Annotated in this window: 20 protein-coding genes; 19 read left to right on the forward strand and 1 reads right to left on the reverse strand. The window is 27.9% G+C overall.

Features of this window, described 5'->3' with window-relative positions:
- Nucleotides 1-4: 4 nt before the first annotated feature.
- Nucleotides 5-1,246: a GTPase HflX gene (hflX, locus tag BN854_RS00540; protein ID WP_052692989.1), complete on the reverse strand. Its 1,242-nt coding sequence runs from the start codon at nucleotides 1,244-1,246 to the stop codon at nucleotides 5-7.
- A gap of 140 nt (nucleotides 1,247-1,386) precedes the next feature.
- On the opposite strand from hflX, the gene BN854_RS00545 reads away from it, so the two are divergent.
- The 19 genes from BN854_RS00545 to BN854_RS07365 all read left to right on the forward strand — a co-directional run bounded on the left by BN854_RS00545 (nucleotide 1,387) and on the right by BN854_RS07365 (nucleotide 17,083).
- A complete protein-coding gene (locus BN854_RS00545; RefSeq protein WP_026654455.1) occupies nucleotides 1,387-2,133 on the forward strand; it encodes a diadenylate cyclase in 747 nt (248 codons plus the stop codon).
- A gap of 12 nt (nucleotides 2,134-2,145) precedes the next feature.
- Entirely contained in the window at nucleotides 2,146-2,316 is a 171-nt protein-coding gene (locus BN854_RS07825) for a hypothetical protein (RefSeq protein ID WP_026654464.1), read from the forward strand.
- Between the two features lie 15 nt (nucleotides 2,317-2,331).
- Nucleotides 2,332-3,909 carry a PAS domain-containing protein gene (locus BN854_RS00550; protein WP_026654471.1) on the forward strand — a complete coding sequence of 526 codons (1,578 nt, stop codon included), beginning with the start codon at nucleotides 2,332-2,334 and terminating at the stop codon, nucleotides 3,907-3,909.
- Nucleotides 3,899-4,423: a 5-formyltetrahydrofolate cyclo-ligase gene (locus BN854_RS00555; RefSeq protein WP_026654481.1), complete on the forward strand. Its 525-nt coding sequence runs from the start codon at nucleotides 3,899-3,901 to the stop codon at nucleotides 4,421-4,423. Before BN854_RS00550 ends, BN854_RS00555 begins: the two co-directional genes overlap by 11 nt.
- Before the next feature lie 10 nt (nucleotides 4,424-4,433).
- Nucleotides 4,434-4,763, forward strand: coding sequence for a YutD-like domain-containing protein (locus tag BN854_RS00560; RefSeq protein WP_026654490.1), 330 nt, complete (start codon nucleotides 4,434-4,436; stop codon nucleotides 4,761-4,763).
- On the forward strand, nucleotides 4,756-4,995 hold the full coding sequence (locus tag BN854_RS00565; protein WP_026654496.1) for a NifU family protein: 240 nt from the start codon (nucleotides 4,756-4,758) through the stop codon (nucleotides 4,993-4,995). Before BN854_RS00560 ends, BN854_RS00565 begins: the two co-directional genes overlap by 8 nt.
- Nucleotides 4,992-5,435 (forward strand): divergent PAP2 family protein, encoded by a 444-nt coding sequence (locus tag BN854_RS00570; RefSeq protein ID WP_026654498.1) that lies wholly within the window; start codon nucleotides 4,992-4,994, stop codon nucleotides 5,433-5,435. Before BN854_RS00565 ends, BN854_RS00570 begins: the two co-directional genes overlap by 4 nt.
- 55 nt (nucleotides 5,436-5,490) lie before the next feature.
- The gene (locus tag BN854_RS00575; protein WP_026654502.1) at nucleotides 5,491-6,168 is read left to right on the forward strand and encodes a DUF4272 domain-containing protein; all 678 of its coding nucleotides are present in this window, start codon (nucleotides 5,491-5,493) and stop codon (nucleotides 6,166-6,168) included.
- A gap of 24 nt (nucleotides 6,169-6,192) precedes the next feature.
- Nucleotides 6,193-7,056 (forward strand): DegV family protein, encoded by an 864-nt coding sequence (locus BN854_RS00580; RefSeq protein WP_026654503.1) that lies wholly within the window; start codon nucleotides 6,193-6,195, stop codon nucleotides 7,054-7,056.
- Between the two features lie 324 nt (nucleotides 7,057-7,380).
- Nucleotides 7,381-8,280 (forward strand): SatD family protein, encoded by a 900-nt coding sequence (locus BN854_RS00585; protein WP_026654505.1) that lies wholly within the window; start codon nucleotides 7,381-7,383, stop codon nucleotides 8,278-8,280.
- Nucleotides 8,281-8,282: 2 nt separating this feature from the next.
- Nucleotides 8,283-9,020, forward strand: a complete 738-nt coding sequence (locus BN854_RS00590) for a DUF3307 domain-containing protein (protein ID WP_026654507.1) — start codon at nucleotides 8,283-8,285, stop codon at nucleotides 9,018-9,020.
- 257 nt (nucleotides 9,021-9,277) lie between these two features.
- Entirely contained in the window at nucleotides 9,278-9,607 is a 330-nt protein-coding gene (locus BN854_RS00595) for a S1 RNA-binding domain-containing protein (protein ID WP_026654509.1), read from the forward strand.
- The gene (locus tag BN854_RS00600; RefSeq protein WP_407921725.1) at nucleotides 9,604-10,908 is read left to right on the forward strand and encodes a glucose-6-phosphate isomerase; all 1,305 of its coding nucleotides are present in this window, start codon (nucleotides 9,604-9,606) and stop codon (nucleotides 10,906-10,908) included. Before BN854_RS00595 ends, BN854_RS00600 begins: the two co-directional genes overlap by 4 nt.
- A 14-nt stretch (nucleotides 10,909-10,922) precedes the next feature.
- Nucleotides 10,923-11,369 carry a tRNA (adenosine(37)-N6)-threonylcarbamoyltransferase complex ATPase subunit type 1 TsaE gene (gene tsaE / locus BN854_RS00605; protein ID WP_026654515.1) on the forward strand — a complete coding sequence of 149 codons (447 nt, stop codon included), beginning with the start codon at nucleotides 10,923-10,925 and terminating at the stop codon, nucleotides 11,367-11,369.
- Entirely contained in the window at nucleotides 11,366-11,956 is a 591-nt protein-coding gene (gene tsaB / locus BN854_RS00610; RefSeq protein ID WP_026654521.1) for a tRNA (adenosine(37)-N6)-threonylcarbamoyltransferase complex dimerization subunit type 1 TsaB, read from the forward strand. Before tsaE ends, tsaB begins: the two co-directional genes overlap by 4 nt.
- On the forward strand, nucleotides 11,931-12,368 hold the full coding sequence (gene rimI, locus BN854_RS00615; protein ID WP_026654522.1) for a ribosomal protein S18-alanine N-acetyltransferase: 438 nt from the start codon (nucleotides 11,931-11,933) through the stop codon (nucleotides 12,366-12,368). Before tsaB ends, rimI begins: the two co-directional genes overlap by 26 nt.
- On the forward strand, nucleotides 12,365-13,366 hold the full coding sequence (gene tsaD / locus BN854_RS00620) for a tRNA (adenosine(37)-N6)-threonylcarbamoyltransferase complex transferase subunit TsaD (RefSeq protein ID WP_026654526.1): 1,002 nt from the start codon (nucleotides 12,365-12,367) through the stop codon (nucleotides 13,364-13,366). Before rimI ends, tsaD begins: the two co-directional genes overlap by 4 nt.
- A gap of 51 nt (nucleotides 13,367-13,417) precedes the next feature.
- Entirely contained in the window at nucleotides 13,418-15,121 is a 1,704-nt protein-coding gene (locus tag BN854_RS00625) for a hypothetical protein (protein WP_026654531.1), read from the forward strand.
- A gap of 165 nt (nucleotides 15,122-15,286) precedes the next feature.
- A complete protein-coding gene (locus tag BN854_RS07365) occupies nucleotides 15,287-17,083 on the forward strand; it encodes a glycosyltransferase (protein WP_026654539.1) in 1,797 nt (598 codons plus the stop codon).
- Nucleotides 17,084-17,098: the final 15 nt, after the last annotated feature.

Genomic DNA, 17,098 nt, shown 5'->3' on the forward strand with positions numbered 1-17,098 from the left:
AAATTTATAACAAATATTCTATTAATTTATTTTTTTCATTTTCTGGCAATAAGGCTTTAACCAAAATACCATCTTCAAGATAATCAAGACTTAAGACTTGATAATTTGTTTTGAAATGATTAATGATTTCTCCTTTATTAAAAGGAATCTTAAATGTATAGGATCTAAAATCATTATAGATTTCTCCATAAATATTGTTGATTAATAAATCAATATTGAATCCCGTTTTATTTGAAATCAACAAGTAATCTTCAGATAGAAAAGGTGGAGCAATTCTATATTCCCCTTTAGTTAAAACAAGCATTCTAGGAATATTAGAAGCACCTAATCTAGTAATAACATCTTTTGTTGTTTGAATATGATAGGAATCAGGATTTAATCCATCCACCACATGGATTAATAAATCAGCATTTAATATATCACTTAAGGTAGATTCAAATGAATTGACTAATTCATGAGGCAATTTAGAGACAAACCCAACTGTATCAACTAATAAAAAAGGAGGATAGTTGTCTTTTTGTAGTTTCTTAGTTTTTGTATCAAGGGTTGCGAATAACATATCTTTTTCTAATACTTCATCAGAATCATTATTTAAAGCTTTAGATAAACTATTCATTAAAGAAGACTTACCTGCATTTGTGTATCCTACTAAGGCTACAATAGGTATTCTGTTTTTTAAACGTTTTTTTCTAGAAGTTTCTTTTTCTAATTGAATCTTAGAAAGTTCAGTTTTAATTCTAGAAATATCTCCTAAGAGTTTTCTTCTATCTAACTCTAATTTAGTTTCCCCAGGACCTTTAGCGTTATAACTTCCACCACCTTGTCTAGAAAGAGAACTACCCATACCGCTTAATCGAGGTAATAAATAAAGCTTTTGGGCTAAATCAACTTCTAAAACAGCTTCTTTAGTTTTAGCACGCTCAGCAAAAATAGATAGAATTAAAAAACTTCTGTCGATGATTTGAACATCAAGTTCAGCTTCTAAATTTTTAATTTGTGCAGGGCTTAAAGGATCATCAAAAATGACCATAGTAGCATTTAGTATTTCAACGGCTTTTTTAATTTCTAGTACTTTTCCACTTCCAACATAATACTTGGGATAAACTTTACTAGAATTTTGAATAATTTTATCGACTACTTTAATCCCAACTGCATTTGCTAAACCCTCAAGTTCTTGAAGTGACTTTTCTTCATTTATATAAGGAATAGATAAATCTAAACCTACTAATATCGCTCTATCTTCCACAATAAGCCTCCTATAAGACATCATAGATTAATCATATCATAACATAATTAAAATAATCATTATAATAATTAGTAAGATAAAGTAGAATGATAAAATTATGATATAATAAAAGCAGTTAGTAAGATGCGGAGGAAACAAATATGTGGTATAAAGACTTAACTTGGATGACAATTTTATATGCTTATTTATTATGGATTGTTATTTACTTTTTACTTAAAGTCATTTTGAGTAATAAAAAAGTATTAGGAATGTTTTTCTTTATAGTTATAACGTATGTAGCACTTTACTACTCATATGAAACAGGACTTATTAGAAACCACGATATTTATATTTCTTTATTAATAACTCTTCCGTCAGCTATTATTATGATTAACCTGGCAGAACTAAGATCAGCAGTGAGCGCATTATTTAACAAGAAAAACAGAAAAAGTGCACTTGTTATGGGTAATGAAAGAACCAAATTAGAAATCTTAGAGGCAACCCTAGCACTTGCTAAAACACAAACAGGTGCGTTAATTACAATTGAAAAACATAATACGTTAGATCAATTTTCACAAAAAGCAATTATGATGAATAGCGATGTTTCAAGAGAATTACTAATTAATATTTTTACACCCAATACACCCCTTCATGATGGTGCAGTCATTGTGCGTGGAGATAAAATTATTTGTGCAGGGGCCTATTTTACCTTATCAGCTAATGAGAATTTTGAAAAAACAACAGGTTCAAGACATAGAGCAGGTTTAGGTATTAGTGAAAACTCTGATAGTATGACAATTATCGTATCTGAAGAAACAGGTAGTATATCTATTGCAATAGAAGGTATCATGCTAAAAATTAATGATAGAGTTAAACTTCAAGAATATTTAAATATGTTTATGAAGTAGGAGGAAAGAAAAATGAAAATGATCTTATCACTTATTTTTCACCCCTTCCAGTTTATTGGAAGAAGTAACTTATTTACTAAAATTACTGAATTTTTTAATAAAAAAGAATGGGCAATGTACTTATTAACAACCCTACTAACGATAGTGGCTTTATTTTTCATATTTATATTTCCTAATTTATAAAGGCAAGGTGAATTTATGTTATATCCACAACATCCAGTATTTGTTTTAGCTATTTCTATTATTCTAGTTATAATGGTTATACTCAACAGTATCCAAAAAGAAAAAATACAAAAAAATGGACTAGCATTAAGTTTATTTAATATTGCGGTAATTGTCTTAGTGTTTATTTCATTTGAAGCAATTAAAAAAGACGATATTCTAACTCAAATTTATTTTTATTATACGGTTTTACTTTATATTATATTTTTATTTGCTATATATATCACTCTTAAAAATAATATAGTAAGAACCAATCAATATCAATTATTTGTAAAGTCTATTAAAAATAGTAGATGGAATGCTTATTATGCAGTGGATAAGAAAGAACGTATCAAAGATATCTCATCTAGCTTACTTCAAGAATTAGGATTAGAAAAAGAAGATGTTATTGGTAAAAAACTATTTCAAATATTTAACAAATCAATTAGATTTACTAAACTAAATGATACTGAAATTAATAATAGAACATTAGAAACATATTATAAAGAATATAAAAAAAGAGCAACTAAAGAAGATGAAGAATTACAAGAATTGTATTTTCTTAATTATAACGGAGAAGCAGTCGTTTTAAAAATGGTAATGCAACCCATCTTTTTAATGAACACTTATAAAGGAAGAATTTGTGTTGGTGAAAAGAAAACAGACTTTGATCTTTTTACAGTAGAAAAAGAATTAAACCAAAGTACAGCTGAATTAGAAAGTATCCAACAAAAGTTTATCGCAACCCTTGAATTAAGTGAAGAAGGACTTTTCTATCTTGACTTAAACGATAAGTCTATGTGGTTAAATGATACTTTAAAAGAAGTTTTAAAACTGACAACTAATACCATCTCATTAGATGATTATAGAAAAAGAATTGAACCAGAAGACTTGAAAAAATATTTAATGGTTTTAAGTGAGTTAACACCTAATAAAGATAGTTATAAACTGACTTATAGATATTTAGTTGAAGGAAGATATATTTGGATTCAAGAAAAAGGAAAAAGACTTTTTGAAGACTTAAAAACATCAACTGTTATGGGAATTGTTAATCCAATAAGAACAACTCATTTTAGAAAAACAAATATAGATATATTAGATGAAATTAAAGATGAACATGACCTTTTAGTTGATATGAATCAACTCATTCAAAAAGGAAAAGTTTTCCAATTAGCAATATTTAAACTTCAAAATATCCCTAATATCAATGATAAATATAGCAGAGAAATAGGAAACATGATGATTGGTAGTTACTTACAAAAACTCAGCCAAACATTTATTACAGAAAGTTCAGGGCTTTATAGAATATCAGGGCTTGAGTTTGCATTAACAATTACTGATCCAAGAAAGATGGACACACTTTATAGAGGAATTAACGAACGTGAAAGATTCTTAAACTTAACTATGGAATATGGTTCAGTCAAAGAAGAGTTAGAAGTCTTTGTTGGAGTAAGTATTTATCAAACAGATGCTCATACTGAAAATGAAATGGCTCAATATGCTTATGAAGCATTAAAGGTTGCTACTAACCCACAATTTAATAGTAATGGATGTTATTATAAAGATGTTAAGTAAAGATAATATAAGAAAAGAACTTTTAGAATACAGAAAAACCTTAAATGAAGACATTAAAAATAAATCTGCTAAAAAAGTAATAGATAGTATTACTAATGATAGTAATTTTAAATCTTCTAATTATGTAGGATTGTATATGCCTATTGCAGGTGAAATAGATTTAACCTCATTAATAGAAATGTATCCTGAAAAAATATATGCATTTCCTAAGATGGTAAATAAAAAAATAGTATACTATAAGTATAATGAAAAAACTGATTTTGAACTAAGCAACTTTAATGTTCCAGAAATAAAAGCAGGAGAAAATATAACAGATAAGCTAGATTATATTTTGGTTCCAGCAATTGCTTTAAACAAAGAAGGTTATAGAGTTGGTTTTGGTAAAGGCTACTTTGATATGTTTTTTAAAGAACATACTAAATGTATTAGAGTTGGTATTACATATGAGTTTTCAATAAAAGAATTTATACCAGAATCACACGATATAAAAATGAATTATTATTTTATAGGATAGGAATGATAAAATGATTGTAGAAACAAAAGTAGGAAATTTTGAATTAATAAAAGATCATAAAGAAGCATTCAATCTAGAACAGTTTGAAGAAAAATACGTAGATGTAGCATTCGATAGGTATGTTTATCTAGTTGGAGATGTTGCTGCAGGTATATTAAGAATAAAAGGATTCAGCCAAGACCCTAAAGGAACGAATGGTTATAAAAAAATACCAGACTATTTAAACGAATCATGTAATAGAAATTGTGCTTATTTTATTTTAAAAAGAACCAAAGAGAATTTAAAACAAAACGAAGAATTAAGTGATATAATAGAGCAAGGAAGTGAAAAAAATGAATGAAGAACAACAAGCAATGGAAGAACAAGTTAAAGTTCTTATAGATAAAGTTAGACCATACTTACAAAGAGATGGTGGAGATATTGAAATTATGAATATAGAAGATGGTATCGTATATGTTCAAATGCTTGGGGCATGTGATGGATGTATGGCAATTGATATTACCTTAAAACAAGGTATTGAAACTATGCTTCTAGAAAATGTTCCAGGAGTTATAGCAGTTGTAACAGTATGACAGACGCTATTAAAATTATTATCATCTCATTATCTGCTATGGTTATAGCACAAGTATTAAAATTTTTTATATCAGCCAGCCAAACCAAGAAGTTAGATGAAACTATTCTTTTTTCAACAGGTGGAATGCCTTCATCTCACTCTGCACTTGTGACTGCCTTATTTGTCAGTATTGGTTTTTATAGAGGTGTTACAATAGAATTTGCAATTGCATTAGTTTTAGCGATGATAGTTGTTCACGATTCTATGGGAATTAGATTTCAAGCATCTAAGCATGCTCAAGATTTAAATAAAATAAAAGAAAAATTAAATCTGATTGATGATCAAAAACAAGAAGTAGACAGACTAAAAGAATCTTTAGGTCATAAACCAAAAGAAGTTTTCTTTGGAATACTTTTAGGAGTGGTTGTTTCTCTTTTTGGATGGTTATTCTTAGGATAGTAAAAAGAGATAAACTTTTGTTTATCTTTTACTTTATACAAGGAGAAAAAACAAGATGAATGATGAACTAAGAGTTAGAAAGTTAAACACATATAAAGTATTAGATGAATTAGATATTCCCTATGATAAGGATTTAAATTATCCAATGAAATTAGAAAGTGAAGTTAATAAAAGAGATAAAGAAGAAATCGCTAGAAGAGCGATTGCCTCTCTTATGGCAATTCAAGTAGCTTGTGATATTTTAAATGAAAGTGATTTAGAACAATCTAGAAAAACATTTGTAGGACTTACAGAAAAAACATATCAAGTAAAAAATGATTTAACAAAAGATGAAAAAGAAGTACTTTATGGTAACCCAACTAATGAGCTAGCAGCCTCAACTTCATGGAAATACGAAGCTTACTGGACTCTTTTATGGGCACTAGAATTAGTTCCTACCTTAGAGTACCCGAGTGATATTTGTGACTGTATGCATGCAATAGACATTGTTAGATCACAAGAAAATTTAAAAGATTTCATTATGACATCTGGATTAAGATCTATAAAAGAAATCCTAAATGAACAAGATATTAATTATAGATATTATCTCTTATGCGAAGAAGCAAGAAATAATGGTGAAGAAGATCCTGAATACTTAGATTTTAGAATTATAAAAGAAAGACATTTAGCATTTAAGTGGTTATTAGGAAAAAACACAGAAGATGATAATTGGGATTTAATCAAAGTAGAGTAATAAAACTCAAAGGAGGTTTTTTATATGGAAAAAAGAAAAGTAGGTATTGTAGTAGATTCAACATGCGGTGCACAATTTAAAGATAAGATATTTAAAGATGCTTCAATTGTTCCATTGACTGTTTTAGTAGATGATGTCCCACATACAGATGGTACATTAGATAATGTGAAACTATTAAAATATATGCATGAAAACAAGAAAGTGACAACTAGCCAACCTTCACCAGACTTATTTTTAAAAGCATATCAAGAACAGTTTGATTTAGGTTATGAATCTATCGTTTGTTTTGTTTTATCAAGTGGCTTAAGTGGTACTTATAATAGTGCTAATTTAGCCAAGACTATCATAGAAAATGAAAACATTATAATTGTTGATACTAAAACAGTAGGACCTGGTGTCACATATCTTTTAGAAAGACTAAATGAGATAATAAAAAATTCAAACCTTCCTATAAAAGAGATAGTAGAAGAACTGATGACTAAAGAGGCAGAAACAGGATCTTTATTTTTCTCTGTTGATCACCTTGCCACATTAGTTAAAGGTGGAAGGTTAACAAGACTTCAAGCAATGGTTGGTAACTTGCTCAAGATAAAGCCTATCTTAAGATTTAAAAATAGTGTTTTGAGTATAGAAAAAAAAGCTCGAGGCAAACAAGCAGTTTATGACTTTTTTGTAAATGAAGCTAAAACCTATTTAACTAGTCTTACCAAAACTATTATTAAAATTGTTTATGTTGATGATGCTAGTGTTGCAAAAGAATTAGAACATGAACTTAATATGATCAAAAATGAAAATCTAGTGACTGAAATTTATGGACCAATAAGTCCTGTAGTAGCAACCCATCTAGGATATAGAGGTATTGGAATATATATTAATCATGAAGTATAAGTTGATCTTAAATCGCTAAGTAATGAAAGTTTTTCCATTATAGACTTAAAAACTTGAAAAAAATTAAAGTTTTTCGGTTATAGAGGTAAAAACTTTTTTAAATAAGTAATAAAAAAGTTAAATTATATTTTAATGCTACTAAATGTATTTAACTAAATAAAATTAAAGGATACAAATGATATAGAATTGTTGAAATATTAGTATAAACAACCAAAAATGGTTGTTTATATTTAAGACAACCAAAAATGATTGTTTTTATCAAAGACAATCAAAAATGGTTGCTAATTCAAATGACAATGATATAATATTTTCGGGAGTGGTTTTATGAAAAATTATTATGTTTTGATTATTGATGTTGTTAAATCAAGAAGGTTAAATGATGAAGATAGGCTAGATGTTCAGAAAAAATTGAATGAGGCAATCAATATAGTGGATAGAATTTTTAATGATAAGATAGTTAAATCTTTGAGTTTTTCTGCTGGAGATTCAATTCAAGGGCTATTTGATACAATTGAAACTGCATATAAAGCATATTTAGTTGTAAAAAATGCTGTTTTTCCTTACATGATAAGAGCAGGAATTGGATATGGAAATGTAAATCAGAGCATAATAAGTGAATTTTCATATAAAAATTCAAATGTATTTGATGGTGAAGCTTATCATTTAGCAAGGTTTGCTATAGATCAGGCAAAAGAATTAAAAGTTAATTTATATATTAAATCAAATTTAGAGTATGATAAAATGATCAATCCAATAATTGATGATGAAAAAATAATTTTTATGACATCCGCTAGAAAAGCAATTTATTCAATTATTAACTTAGTAGATCCTATTATCGATAATAGATATCAACTAGATGATGTATATTTTGAGATAATTTCCCCATTAGTCACTAGAATAGTAAATTATTATAGATCAAAAAGTAGAGTTAAAGGATATTTTCATGATGAATACGAAAATAGAAATCAAACTAAGGGACTGAAAGAATTAACTAAAGAAGAAACAATTAATTATTTAAAAGAATACAAAGATCAATATTCTTTTTATAATGATAAACGTAATTTAATGACCATTAATACGCCAATGAGGTTACTGTTGGTTAATTTAATAGGTTCTAAAGAACAAAATATAAACTCTTTAATTAGATTATCAAATATGGATTACTTAAGAACTAGAGAGAGTGCAAAAATTAGTATTTTAAATCAACTTTATGGAAGGGAATAAGTATGCTATTTTTAAAACTATTGTTAATTTTTCATATTTTAGGGTATTTTTATTTTCAAAAAGATAGAACAAGCTTAGTGAAAAAAGAAAAAAAATTACTTTTAACATTGAGTATTCTAATGTATGCCATTGCATTTATTCCTTTATTTTGGATTAGTAATAATATTGTTTTGGTAATAGTTACTATACTTAGCCTTTCGTTTGTATATTACATCTTTGATTTAATTGGTTCTAAAATAAATAATCTTGAAAAAGAAAAAAGGATATTTTTCATTAATCAAATAGTTCATATTTTATTTGTAGTTGCATTTTGGTTGATGTTAAAAGATACATTTACCGGAATGGATGCAGTTAATAGTTTTTTCCTCCAAAATGATATACAAATATCAGTAGAAAAGATTATAAGTATTATCCTTATACTACTAATTATTATAAAACCAGCGGCATTAATTGTGGAAAAATGTCTTCCAAAACAGTCTTCTGATGAAACAGAAAGTACAAGTGAAAAAGAAAAAAGTGAATCAAATGTAAACTATGGTGGAATTATTGGTGTTCTAGAACGAGTTACTATTGCCTTGCTTGCTATTTTGAATTTATGGTCATCGATAGCATTAGTTTTAACAGCTAAATCAATAGCTAGATTTAAACAGTTAGAGGATAAAAATTTTGCACAAAAGTATCTAATTGGTACATTATTAAGTTTGATTATTACATTATTAACAATATTATTATTTTTGTGATTTATTAGGTATGTATAGATTTTAATAGTATACTTAAAAAAATTTCTTAAATAGAAACTCTACTAAAAGAAATATAAACTAAAAAAGTAGAGTTTTTTTTATTGTAAAAAGAAAACATCAAATAGTTAATCGCACAATAGCATTTAAGATAGGGATTAAATAAGTGATTTCCTTTACAATGTTTCGTAAATTAGCAGTACGAAACAGAAAAAGCACCTAATTTATGATATAATTAATTGAAAAAGAAGGTGTGAAATATGAAAGAAAAAACCAAAGTTTGTTGCACTGTCACAGGAATTCAAAACTATGGTGTTTTTGTAAGCTGTGGGGAATACCAAGGTCTTATTCATATTTCTGAAATTTCTGATAAATATGTGGCTAATATTAATAGTTTGTTTGAAATAGGTGAAAGCATCCAAGCATGTATTTTAGAAAGTGATGAAATAAATAAGAAGTTGACTCTTAGTTATAAAAAAGCACATATTATTAACCCCAAGGTGTTAAACCAAGTAGATATTAAGATTGGATTCAAGTCATTAGAAAATAAATTACCTGAATGGATTGAAGATAAAAAGGAGAAAAAATAATGGGATTAGAGTTAGATTTAACTAATGTAGAAAAGTTCTTAAAAATAGATTATAAAAAATATGATAAAAAGATAAAAGAAATACATCAAATGATTCATAATAAAACAGGATTAGGTAATGATTATCTTGGTTGGATAGATCTTCCATATCACTATGATAAAGAAGAACTTAAAAGAATTGAATCACTAAAAGAAAAGAATAAAGACTTAGAAGTCTTAGTGGTTATTGGTATTGGTGGATCATATCTTGGTTCTAAAGCAGGATTAGAATTTGTAAAAAAACCTTTTACTAAAGAAAAAACAGAAATTATTTTTGCAGGTCATCAATTATCAGGAGAATATTTATATCATTTAGTTGAATATTTAAAAGATAAGAATTATGCAATCAATGTTATTTCAAAATCAGGAACAACCACAGAACCAGCAGTAGCATTTAGAATTCTTAAAAAAGAAATTGAAGAAAAATATGGTAAAGCTGAAGCTAAAAATAGAATTTTTGTGACAACAGATAAGAAACGTGGAGCTTTATTTACTCAGGCAACTAATGAAGGATATGAAAAATTTATTATTCCAGATTCAGTAGGTGGAAGATATAGCGTTTTAACAGCTGTTGGATTATTACCATTTGTTTTTGCAGGATTAGATGTTAAGTCTATGTTAGAAGGCGCTCAAAAAGCGTTTGATGATGCGAATAGTGATGATATTAAAAACAATCTAGCTTATCAATATGCTTTAACAAGATACTTACTTAATCAAGAAAATAATAAGAAAATTGAAATGCTAATTAATTATGAACCTAAATTAAATTTCTTTTCTGAATGGTGGAAACAATTATTCGGAGAATCAGAAGGAAAAGAAAATAAAGGATTATTTGTAGCATCCGCATCCTTTACAACTGATTTACACTCTCTTGGACAATATATTCAAGAAGGACAAAGAACTTTGTTTGAAACAGTTTTAAAAGTTAAAAATAACGATAAAGATTTAAGCATCCCAAAAGACAAAGATGACTTAGATGAATTAAACTATATTTCAAATAAATCACTTTCATATGTTAATAATAAAGCACTTCTTGGCACGATGATTGCCCATGTTTCAGGAAATGTACCCAATATATTATTAACAATAGATAAACTAGATACGTATCATTTTGGATACTTAGTTTACTTTTTTGAAATAGCTTGCGCAATGTCTGCTTACTTACTAGAAATAAATCCTTTTAATCAACCTGGGGTTGAAGCATATAAAAAAAATATGTTCGCTCTTCTAGGTAAAAAAGGATATGAAAACATATTAAAATAAAGAAGGAATAAAAAATGATTAAAATCACTCATGATTTTAACGAAACCATTGAATTTGGAAAATGGCTAGGAGAAATTCTAAAAAATAGAAAAACAGTTGTTTTATTAGAAGGCGATTTAGGGGCTGGAAAAACTACGTTTACTAAAGGCCTTGCAAAAGCACTAGGTATTACTAGAAATATTAGTAGTCCAACTTTTACCATTATGAAAAGTTATGAGTTCAATCATGATAAAATCATGCACCATCTAGACTTATATAGACTAACTGAAAATACTGAAGATTACGATTTATTAGAATACATTGAAGAAGGTGACTTGGTTGTGATTGAATGGCCTAAACAAGCACCACAATTACTTCCAAAAAACTATATAGAAATATTTATTAAATATATTGATGATAATACAAGAGAATTTGAAATCAACTTATTTGGCGACACAACAGATTTGGAGATGCTAAAATGAAAAAACAATTAATCTTTGATGTGGCAACAGACACCCAAATAGTCATATACGCAGTCGATTCTAAAATAATTACCAAAGAAATAAGAGTAGGTAAAAAAGATCATGCTGCATATATGATTCCTTTAATTGATAAAGTTTTAAAAGAAAACAATTTAACAATTAAACAGATAGACCAAATCATTGTTGGAAGTGGTCCTGGCTCATATACAGGAATTAGGGTTGCTGTAATGACTGCTAAAATGCTTTCCTACACGAATCAAATAGATTTATATGAAATAAGCAGCTTAAACCTTTTAACAAGTGGATATGAAGGTATTAAAACACCGATGATTGATGCTAGAAATAACAATTATTTTAGTGCTAGTTATGATGATGAAAAAGTCATTTTAAAAGAAGCATTGTATGCTATAGATGATTTAAGCAAATATCAAAATCATATTGTTATTAATAGTGATACAATTAAAGTTAATTTAGAAAACGCACAAAAGTTTTATCAGAAAGTATTAGATGTCCATGCATTTACTCCAAAGTATCTAAGAGTAACGGAGGCAGAAAGAAATCATGATACAACCACTAACAATAAATGATTTAGATAAAATAGTTATTTTAGAAAACAATCAACTTAAAAGTAGTTTAGGTTATGATTTTCTCAAACAAGAGTTAGAAGAAAACCCCTATGCATATCATTTAGTCATAAAAGATAAAGATGAAGTTATCGGCTATTTAAGTTCAAGAATTTTTGAAGATACCTCAGAACTATTAAATATTGTAGTAGATAAAAAATATCAAAATCAAAAGTATGGTTCTAAATTATTAGAACACTTAATCAATGAATTAAAAAAAAGAAAAATAAAGACCCTTATCTTAGAAGTTAGACCAAGTAATATAGGCGCACAACGCTTATATCATAAATATAACTTCAAGCATATCTTAAGTAGAAAAAACTACTATAAAGATGAAGACGCCTATGTTTTCTTATGGGAGAATGAAAGTTTATGATAATATTATCAGTAGAATCCAGTTGTGATGAAACAAGCGTTGCCATCACAAAAGATGGAAAAGAAGTTTTATCCAATATAGTTTTATCACAAATAGATATACACAAAGTATTTGGTGGAGTAGTGCCCGAAGTAGCCTCAAGACAACACGTTGAACATATGACACAAGTGTTTTCAGAAGCTATCTTGAAAGCTAATATTACCATAGAAGAAATTGACTTTGTTGCGGTTACACAAGGTCCAGGATTAATAGGAGCTTTACTTGTAGGAATTAATGCCGCTGTAGCCTTTGCATATAGTCATGATAAACCTATTATGGGAGTAAACCATTTATTTGGGCATATCTATGCTTCACAAATTGAAAATGAAATGAAATTTCCAGCAGTAGCCTTACTTGTTTCAGGAGGACATACTGAACTTTTATATATTAAAGATCATTATCAAATAGAACAATTAGGCTCTACCTTAGATGATGCGGTAGGAGAAGCTTATGATAAGGTTGCTCGTAGTTTGGGGCTTCCATACCCTGGTGGACCAGTTGTTGATAAACTTGCTCATACAGGAAAAGATACTTATAAGCTACCAAGACCTTATTTAAACAAAGAAGAATTTAATTTTAGTTTCTCAGGACTTAAAAGCGCAGTCATTAATTTAGTTCATAATGCAGAACAAAGAAATGAAAAAATTGATGTTGCTAATATGTGTGCCTCATTTCAAGAAAGTGTCACAGATGTTTTAGTAGATAAAACAAAAAGATGCGCAGCTAAATATAACGTTAAACAAATTATTGTTGCTGGTGGGGTTGCTGCTAATAAAGGATTAAGAGAAAAGTTAGCAGAACAAATAAAAGATATTGAAATTATTATTCCAAGTATTAAATATTGTACAGATCAAGCCGCAATGATTGGTATTGCAGCATACTATCAAAATAAAATAGAACCAGCTAAAAAAGATTACTTTATCAAAGGTGATTCTACTTTAGACATTAATCAATCATAAAAATATAAAATATGATAAAATAAAGCATATTTAAAATTTGGGAGGTAGAAAATGTTTTTAATTAAATTTACTTGGAAATTAATCAAATGGATCATTATTATTGCCTTTATTATTGCTTTAATCCCTATTATTTTCTTAGGAATTATGTATAAAAATGAAGAACCAAATATCAATGATTACCAAGATCCTGAAACACTCAATTTTACAGAAACACTCTCTGAGTCATTAAATACATTCTTAATCTCAGAAAATAATGACGATCTTACATTTAGTCTCAATCAAAAATCAATCAACCAGACAGTAAAAGATTTGATTGTTAAACAAGCAGAAAAAGACAACTCATTTAATAAAGACTATATGAATAAAGATGCTTCTAAAGAAGATAGAAAGTATGCGATTAAAAATGACAATGGTATCTTTGTAGGAGTTAAAGGATTATGGGTTAACTTTAGCGAAGACGGCATGTCAATTATTACAAGTGCTGATGTCAAATATGGCTTTATTACATATAAAACAAGCATTAGAATTAAATTAACATTAGAAGAAACAGAACAAGCCTTTATCATAAAGGTAGATAGTGTGAAAGCAGGTCATTTACCAGTTGTTTGGATGTATAATCTAACTAAGTGGGGCATGCTTGAATTTGGTAAAGAAGATCTTGGAGAAACTATCAAAAAAGCACTTCCAATCGGAACATTTGATGCTGATGCACGTACACTTACAATTCAAAAAGAAGAATATACTAAATTATTAGATTCAGCTCTTGATACAGATGCAAATCCTATGGCAAAAAACTTAGTTAACTTGATTCAAGCATTAGACTTATTTAAATTTTCTTTATTAGATAGCAAACTAAACTTTGATGTTAAACTGAAAAAATTAGAACAAACGCTGAATATTGATGATAGTAAATATACTAAAATTACCACAGAACAACAATTAAAATCAATTATTACTACACAGCTTAACAGTGTGTTATTCTCAGCTCTTGATACGACAGATACTACATTAAACCTGGATATTAATGAAGTTCAATTAAACCAAATCATGAATTACTATCTTTCTGATAAAGTAATTTTTTCTAAAGAAATTGAAATTGGTGGTAAAACTTTCATTATTGAAACTAAACCAATTGTTTCATTACTAAGAGAAAACAATACAATTATTAGTATTAGAATATCTATTAAAAATAAAGATGTAGCAAATAGCGAATTTATTGCTGAATTAGCAATCAACACCTTACCTTCTATCGGAGAAAATGGAAAAGATTTACACTTTAAGATTAATGATATTAAAATTGGAGAAGTAAACTTTGAAGTAGGCAATGAAACAAGAACTAAACTGATGACAACAATAGAAACATTACTTTCAGAAAGTGAAGATGTTACTTTCTTAAATGAAACAATCATTTTAAAAGACTTTACAGAAAAATTTGTTCAAGCAGGAATTAAAGTAAAACAAATAGAAAGTTTAGATGAAAAATTAAGATTTAAGATAGAACCTCAAAATCCAGAAGTAACAAAAGTTATAGAAGAAGTTAAAAAAGAAATTGCTTCAACATTAGAAACAATCAAAAATACCAAAGATGAATTTAAAGATATTCCATCAGAATTAACAGCAGAAACTGTTAGCCAATATGTTAATAGCTTAGAACAAGTAGAACAAGAAAAATTATATGGATTATTAACAGAAGAATTACAAAAGAATCCAGAAATTAACTTAGATGAAATATTTGCAATTATCAACCAAAATTAAGGGCCTTTAGCCCTTTTTTGTTAAATAAGTTAATTGTATAAACAATATAAAAAGCCAAAAAAATAAAGATTAAAAACATAGGGTTAAAAATATAAGACTCACTACACAAAAATCTTAAAATATGGTATGATAAATAGACGGTTAAATGGAAATGGGTGATTAAGAATGGTCATAGTTTTTATAATAGATAACTACAAAAGCCTAACCAACGGAACTACAATGACAGCACATCGCTTTGCCCTAAAATTAAGAGAGCAAGGTCATGAAGTTCGAATAGTAACAAACGATATGATAGGGCAAGATATATATACACTAAAAACTAATTATATTCCTATCGTAAGTAGAGTTGCGGCTAAACAAAATATATCATTTGCGAAAGCAGATAAAAAGATAATTAAACAGGCATTAGAAGGTGCTGATGTTGTTCATGCCTTAATGCCTTTTAAAGCATCCAGAGTAGCGATTAAAATAGCTAAAAAAATGGGAATACCTACAACAAGTGCATTCCACGTTCAGCCAGAAAATATAGTGTATGGTGCTGGATTGAAGAAGTTTAGCAGTTTTTTCTCTAAAATAATTTATAAAAAATTTAAAAGGTTTTTTAAAAAAACACAACATGTTCACTGCCCTTCTAATTTTATTGCACAGGAGCTAAAGAAGAATAAATATCCTAATCAGTTTCATGTTATTTCAAATGGTATTGATGATAGTTTTATTTATAAAGAGAAAAGTATTGTAAGTGATAAATATGAACTTTTAATGATTGGGAGATTCGCACCTGAAAAAAGACAGGACATTATCTTAAAAGCGATTAGTCTTAGCAAGTATAAAGATAGAATTCATCTAACTTTAGCAGGTTCTGGACCGACTAAAAATAAATTAGAAAAATTAGCTAAGAAACTAAATATTGATGTAACATTTGGATTTTATTCGAAAGAAGATTTAATTAAGACAATCCAAAACCAAGATTTATATATTCATGCGGCTGATGTTGAAATAGAAGCTATCTCATGTATAGAGGCAATCGCTTGTGGTAAAGTTCCAGTGATTGCTGATTCAAAAAAATCCGCAACCCCACAATTTGCACTAGATGAAAGAAGTCTGTTTAAGCAGCGTAATCCAAAAGATTTAAAAGATAAAATAGAATACTGGTTAGAAAACGAAGAAGAGCGTAAAAACATGGAAGTGTTATATGCGTTATCTAGTAAAAAATATACCTTGACAGAATCTGTTACTAAATTTGAATCTATGTTAGAAAGTGCTATTTTTGATCATAAAAGTAATAAACTAGCTAAAACTAAATTAGGTAAAAGAATTAAAAAAACAGTTACTAAAGGCAAAGTATTTAAACTTTGTATACTTATATTTTATTACACAGTCTTTCCAATTTTGATGCTTTATAATAAATTTTGTTTAAAAACAAAAATTAAAAATAAGCGTAACCTTAAGAAAGTAAAAGGTGGTGCGGTCCTCATCTCTAATCACGTACATACATTAGATTCTGTAATGTCAGGATTAGTAGCTTTCCCTAGAAAAGTTTTATTTACTGGGATGAAGTACAATTTAACAAGACCAATCATAGGACCTATCGTAAGACTATTTGGAACAGTACCCACCCCACAAAGTATTTTAGAAAATAGAATTTTCTTTAATGAAATCTCTAAAAAGGCTAGACAAGGCAAATATGTACATTTCTTTCCTGAAGGAGAACTCGTTAAAAAAGATGAAAAGTTAAGAGAATTTAAAAGAGGAGCATTTAAGGTTGCTGTAGATTCATCAGTGCCAATTATTCCTATTAGAATTAATTTCCAAGATAAAAAAGCCTTATTTGGAAATAAAATAAAAAAACAAATTACCTTGAATGTAGGTAAACCAATGTTTCCAGATTATAGTTTAAATGCTAAGGAAGCCTTAGAAAAGCTTAAATTAGAATCTGAAGAAGCAATGAATGATTTAATTTAAAAGTAGGTGCTAGAA

The organism is Alteracholeplasma palmae J233, assembly GCF_000968055.1.
GTDB lineage: Bacteria > Bacillota_I > Bacilli_A > Acholeplasmatales > Acholeplasmataceae > Alteracholeplasma > Alteracholeplasma palmae.

Bases quoted from the DNA above. Each gene is read 5' to 3' on its own strand.
- BN854_RS00565 (WP_026654496.1), top strand. From the start codon at position 4,756: ATGAATGAAGAACAACAAGCAATGGAAGAACAAGTTAAAGTTCTTATA.
- BN854_RS07825 (WP_026654464.1), top strand. From the start codon at position 2,146: ATGAAAATGATCTTATCACTTATTTTTCACCCCTTCCAGTTTATTGGA.
- tsaB (WP_026654521.1), top strand. From the start codon at position 11,366: ATGAAAAAACAATTAATCTTTGATGTGGCAACAGACACCCAAATAGTC.
- BN854_RS00580 (WP_026654503.1), top strand. From the start codon at position 6,193: ATGGAAAAAAGAAAAGTAGGTATTGTAGTAGATTCAACATGCGGTGCA.
- tsaD (WP_026654526.1), top strand. From the start codon at position 12,365: ATGATAATATTATCAGTAGAATCCAGTTGTGATGAAACAAGCGTTGCC.
- BN854_RS00575 (WP_026654502.1), top strand. From the start codon at position 5,491: ATGAATGATGAACTAAGAGTTAGAAAGTTAAACACATATAAAGTATTA.
- BN854_RS00590 (WP_026654507.1), top strand. From the start codon at position 8,283: ATGCTATTTTTAAAACTATTGTTAATTTTTCATATTTTAGGGTATTTT.
- BN854_RS00625 (WP_026654531.1), top strand. From the start codon at position 13,418: ATGTTTTTAATTAAATTTACTTGGAAATTAATCAAATGGATCATTATT.
- BN854_RS00570 (WP_026654498.1), top strand. From the start codon at position 4,992: ATGACAGACGCTATTAAAATTATTATCATCTCATTATCTGCTATGGTT.
- BN854_RS00555 (WP_026654481.1), top strand. From the start codon at position 3,899: ATGTTAAGTAAAGATAATATAAGAAAAGAACTTTTAGAATACAGAAAA.
- BN854_RS00595 (WP_026654509.1), top strand. From the start codon at position 9,278: ATGAAAGAAAAAACCAAAGTTTGTTGCACTGTCACAGGAATTCAAAAC.
- BN854_RS00560 (WP_026654490.1), top strand. From the start codon at position 4,434: ATGATTGTAGAAACAAAAGTAGGAAATTTTGAATTAATAAAAGATCAT.
- BN854_RS00585 (WP_026654505.1), top strand. From the start codon at position 7,381: ATGAAAAATTATTATGTTTTGATTATTGATGTTGTTAAATCAAGAAGG.
- BN854_RS07365 (WP_026654539.1), top strand. From the start codon at position 15,287: ATGGTCATAGTTTTTATAATAGATAACTACAAAAGCCTAACCAACGGA.
- BN854_RS00550 (WP_026654471.1), top strand. From the start codon at position 2,332: ATGTTATATCCACAACATCCAGTATTTGTTTTAGCTATTTCTATTATT.
- tsaE (WP_026654515.1), top strand. From the start codon at position 10,923: ATGATTAAAATCACTCATGATTTTAACGAAACCATTGAATTTGGAAAA.
- rimI (WP_026654522.1), top strand. From the start codon at position 11,931: ATGATACAACCACTAACAATAAATGATTTAGATAAAATAGTTATTTTA.
- BN854_RS00545 (WP_026654455.1), top strand. From the start codon at position 1,387: ATGTGGTATAAAGACTTAACTTGGATGACAATTTTATATGCTTATTTA.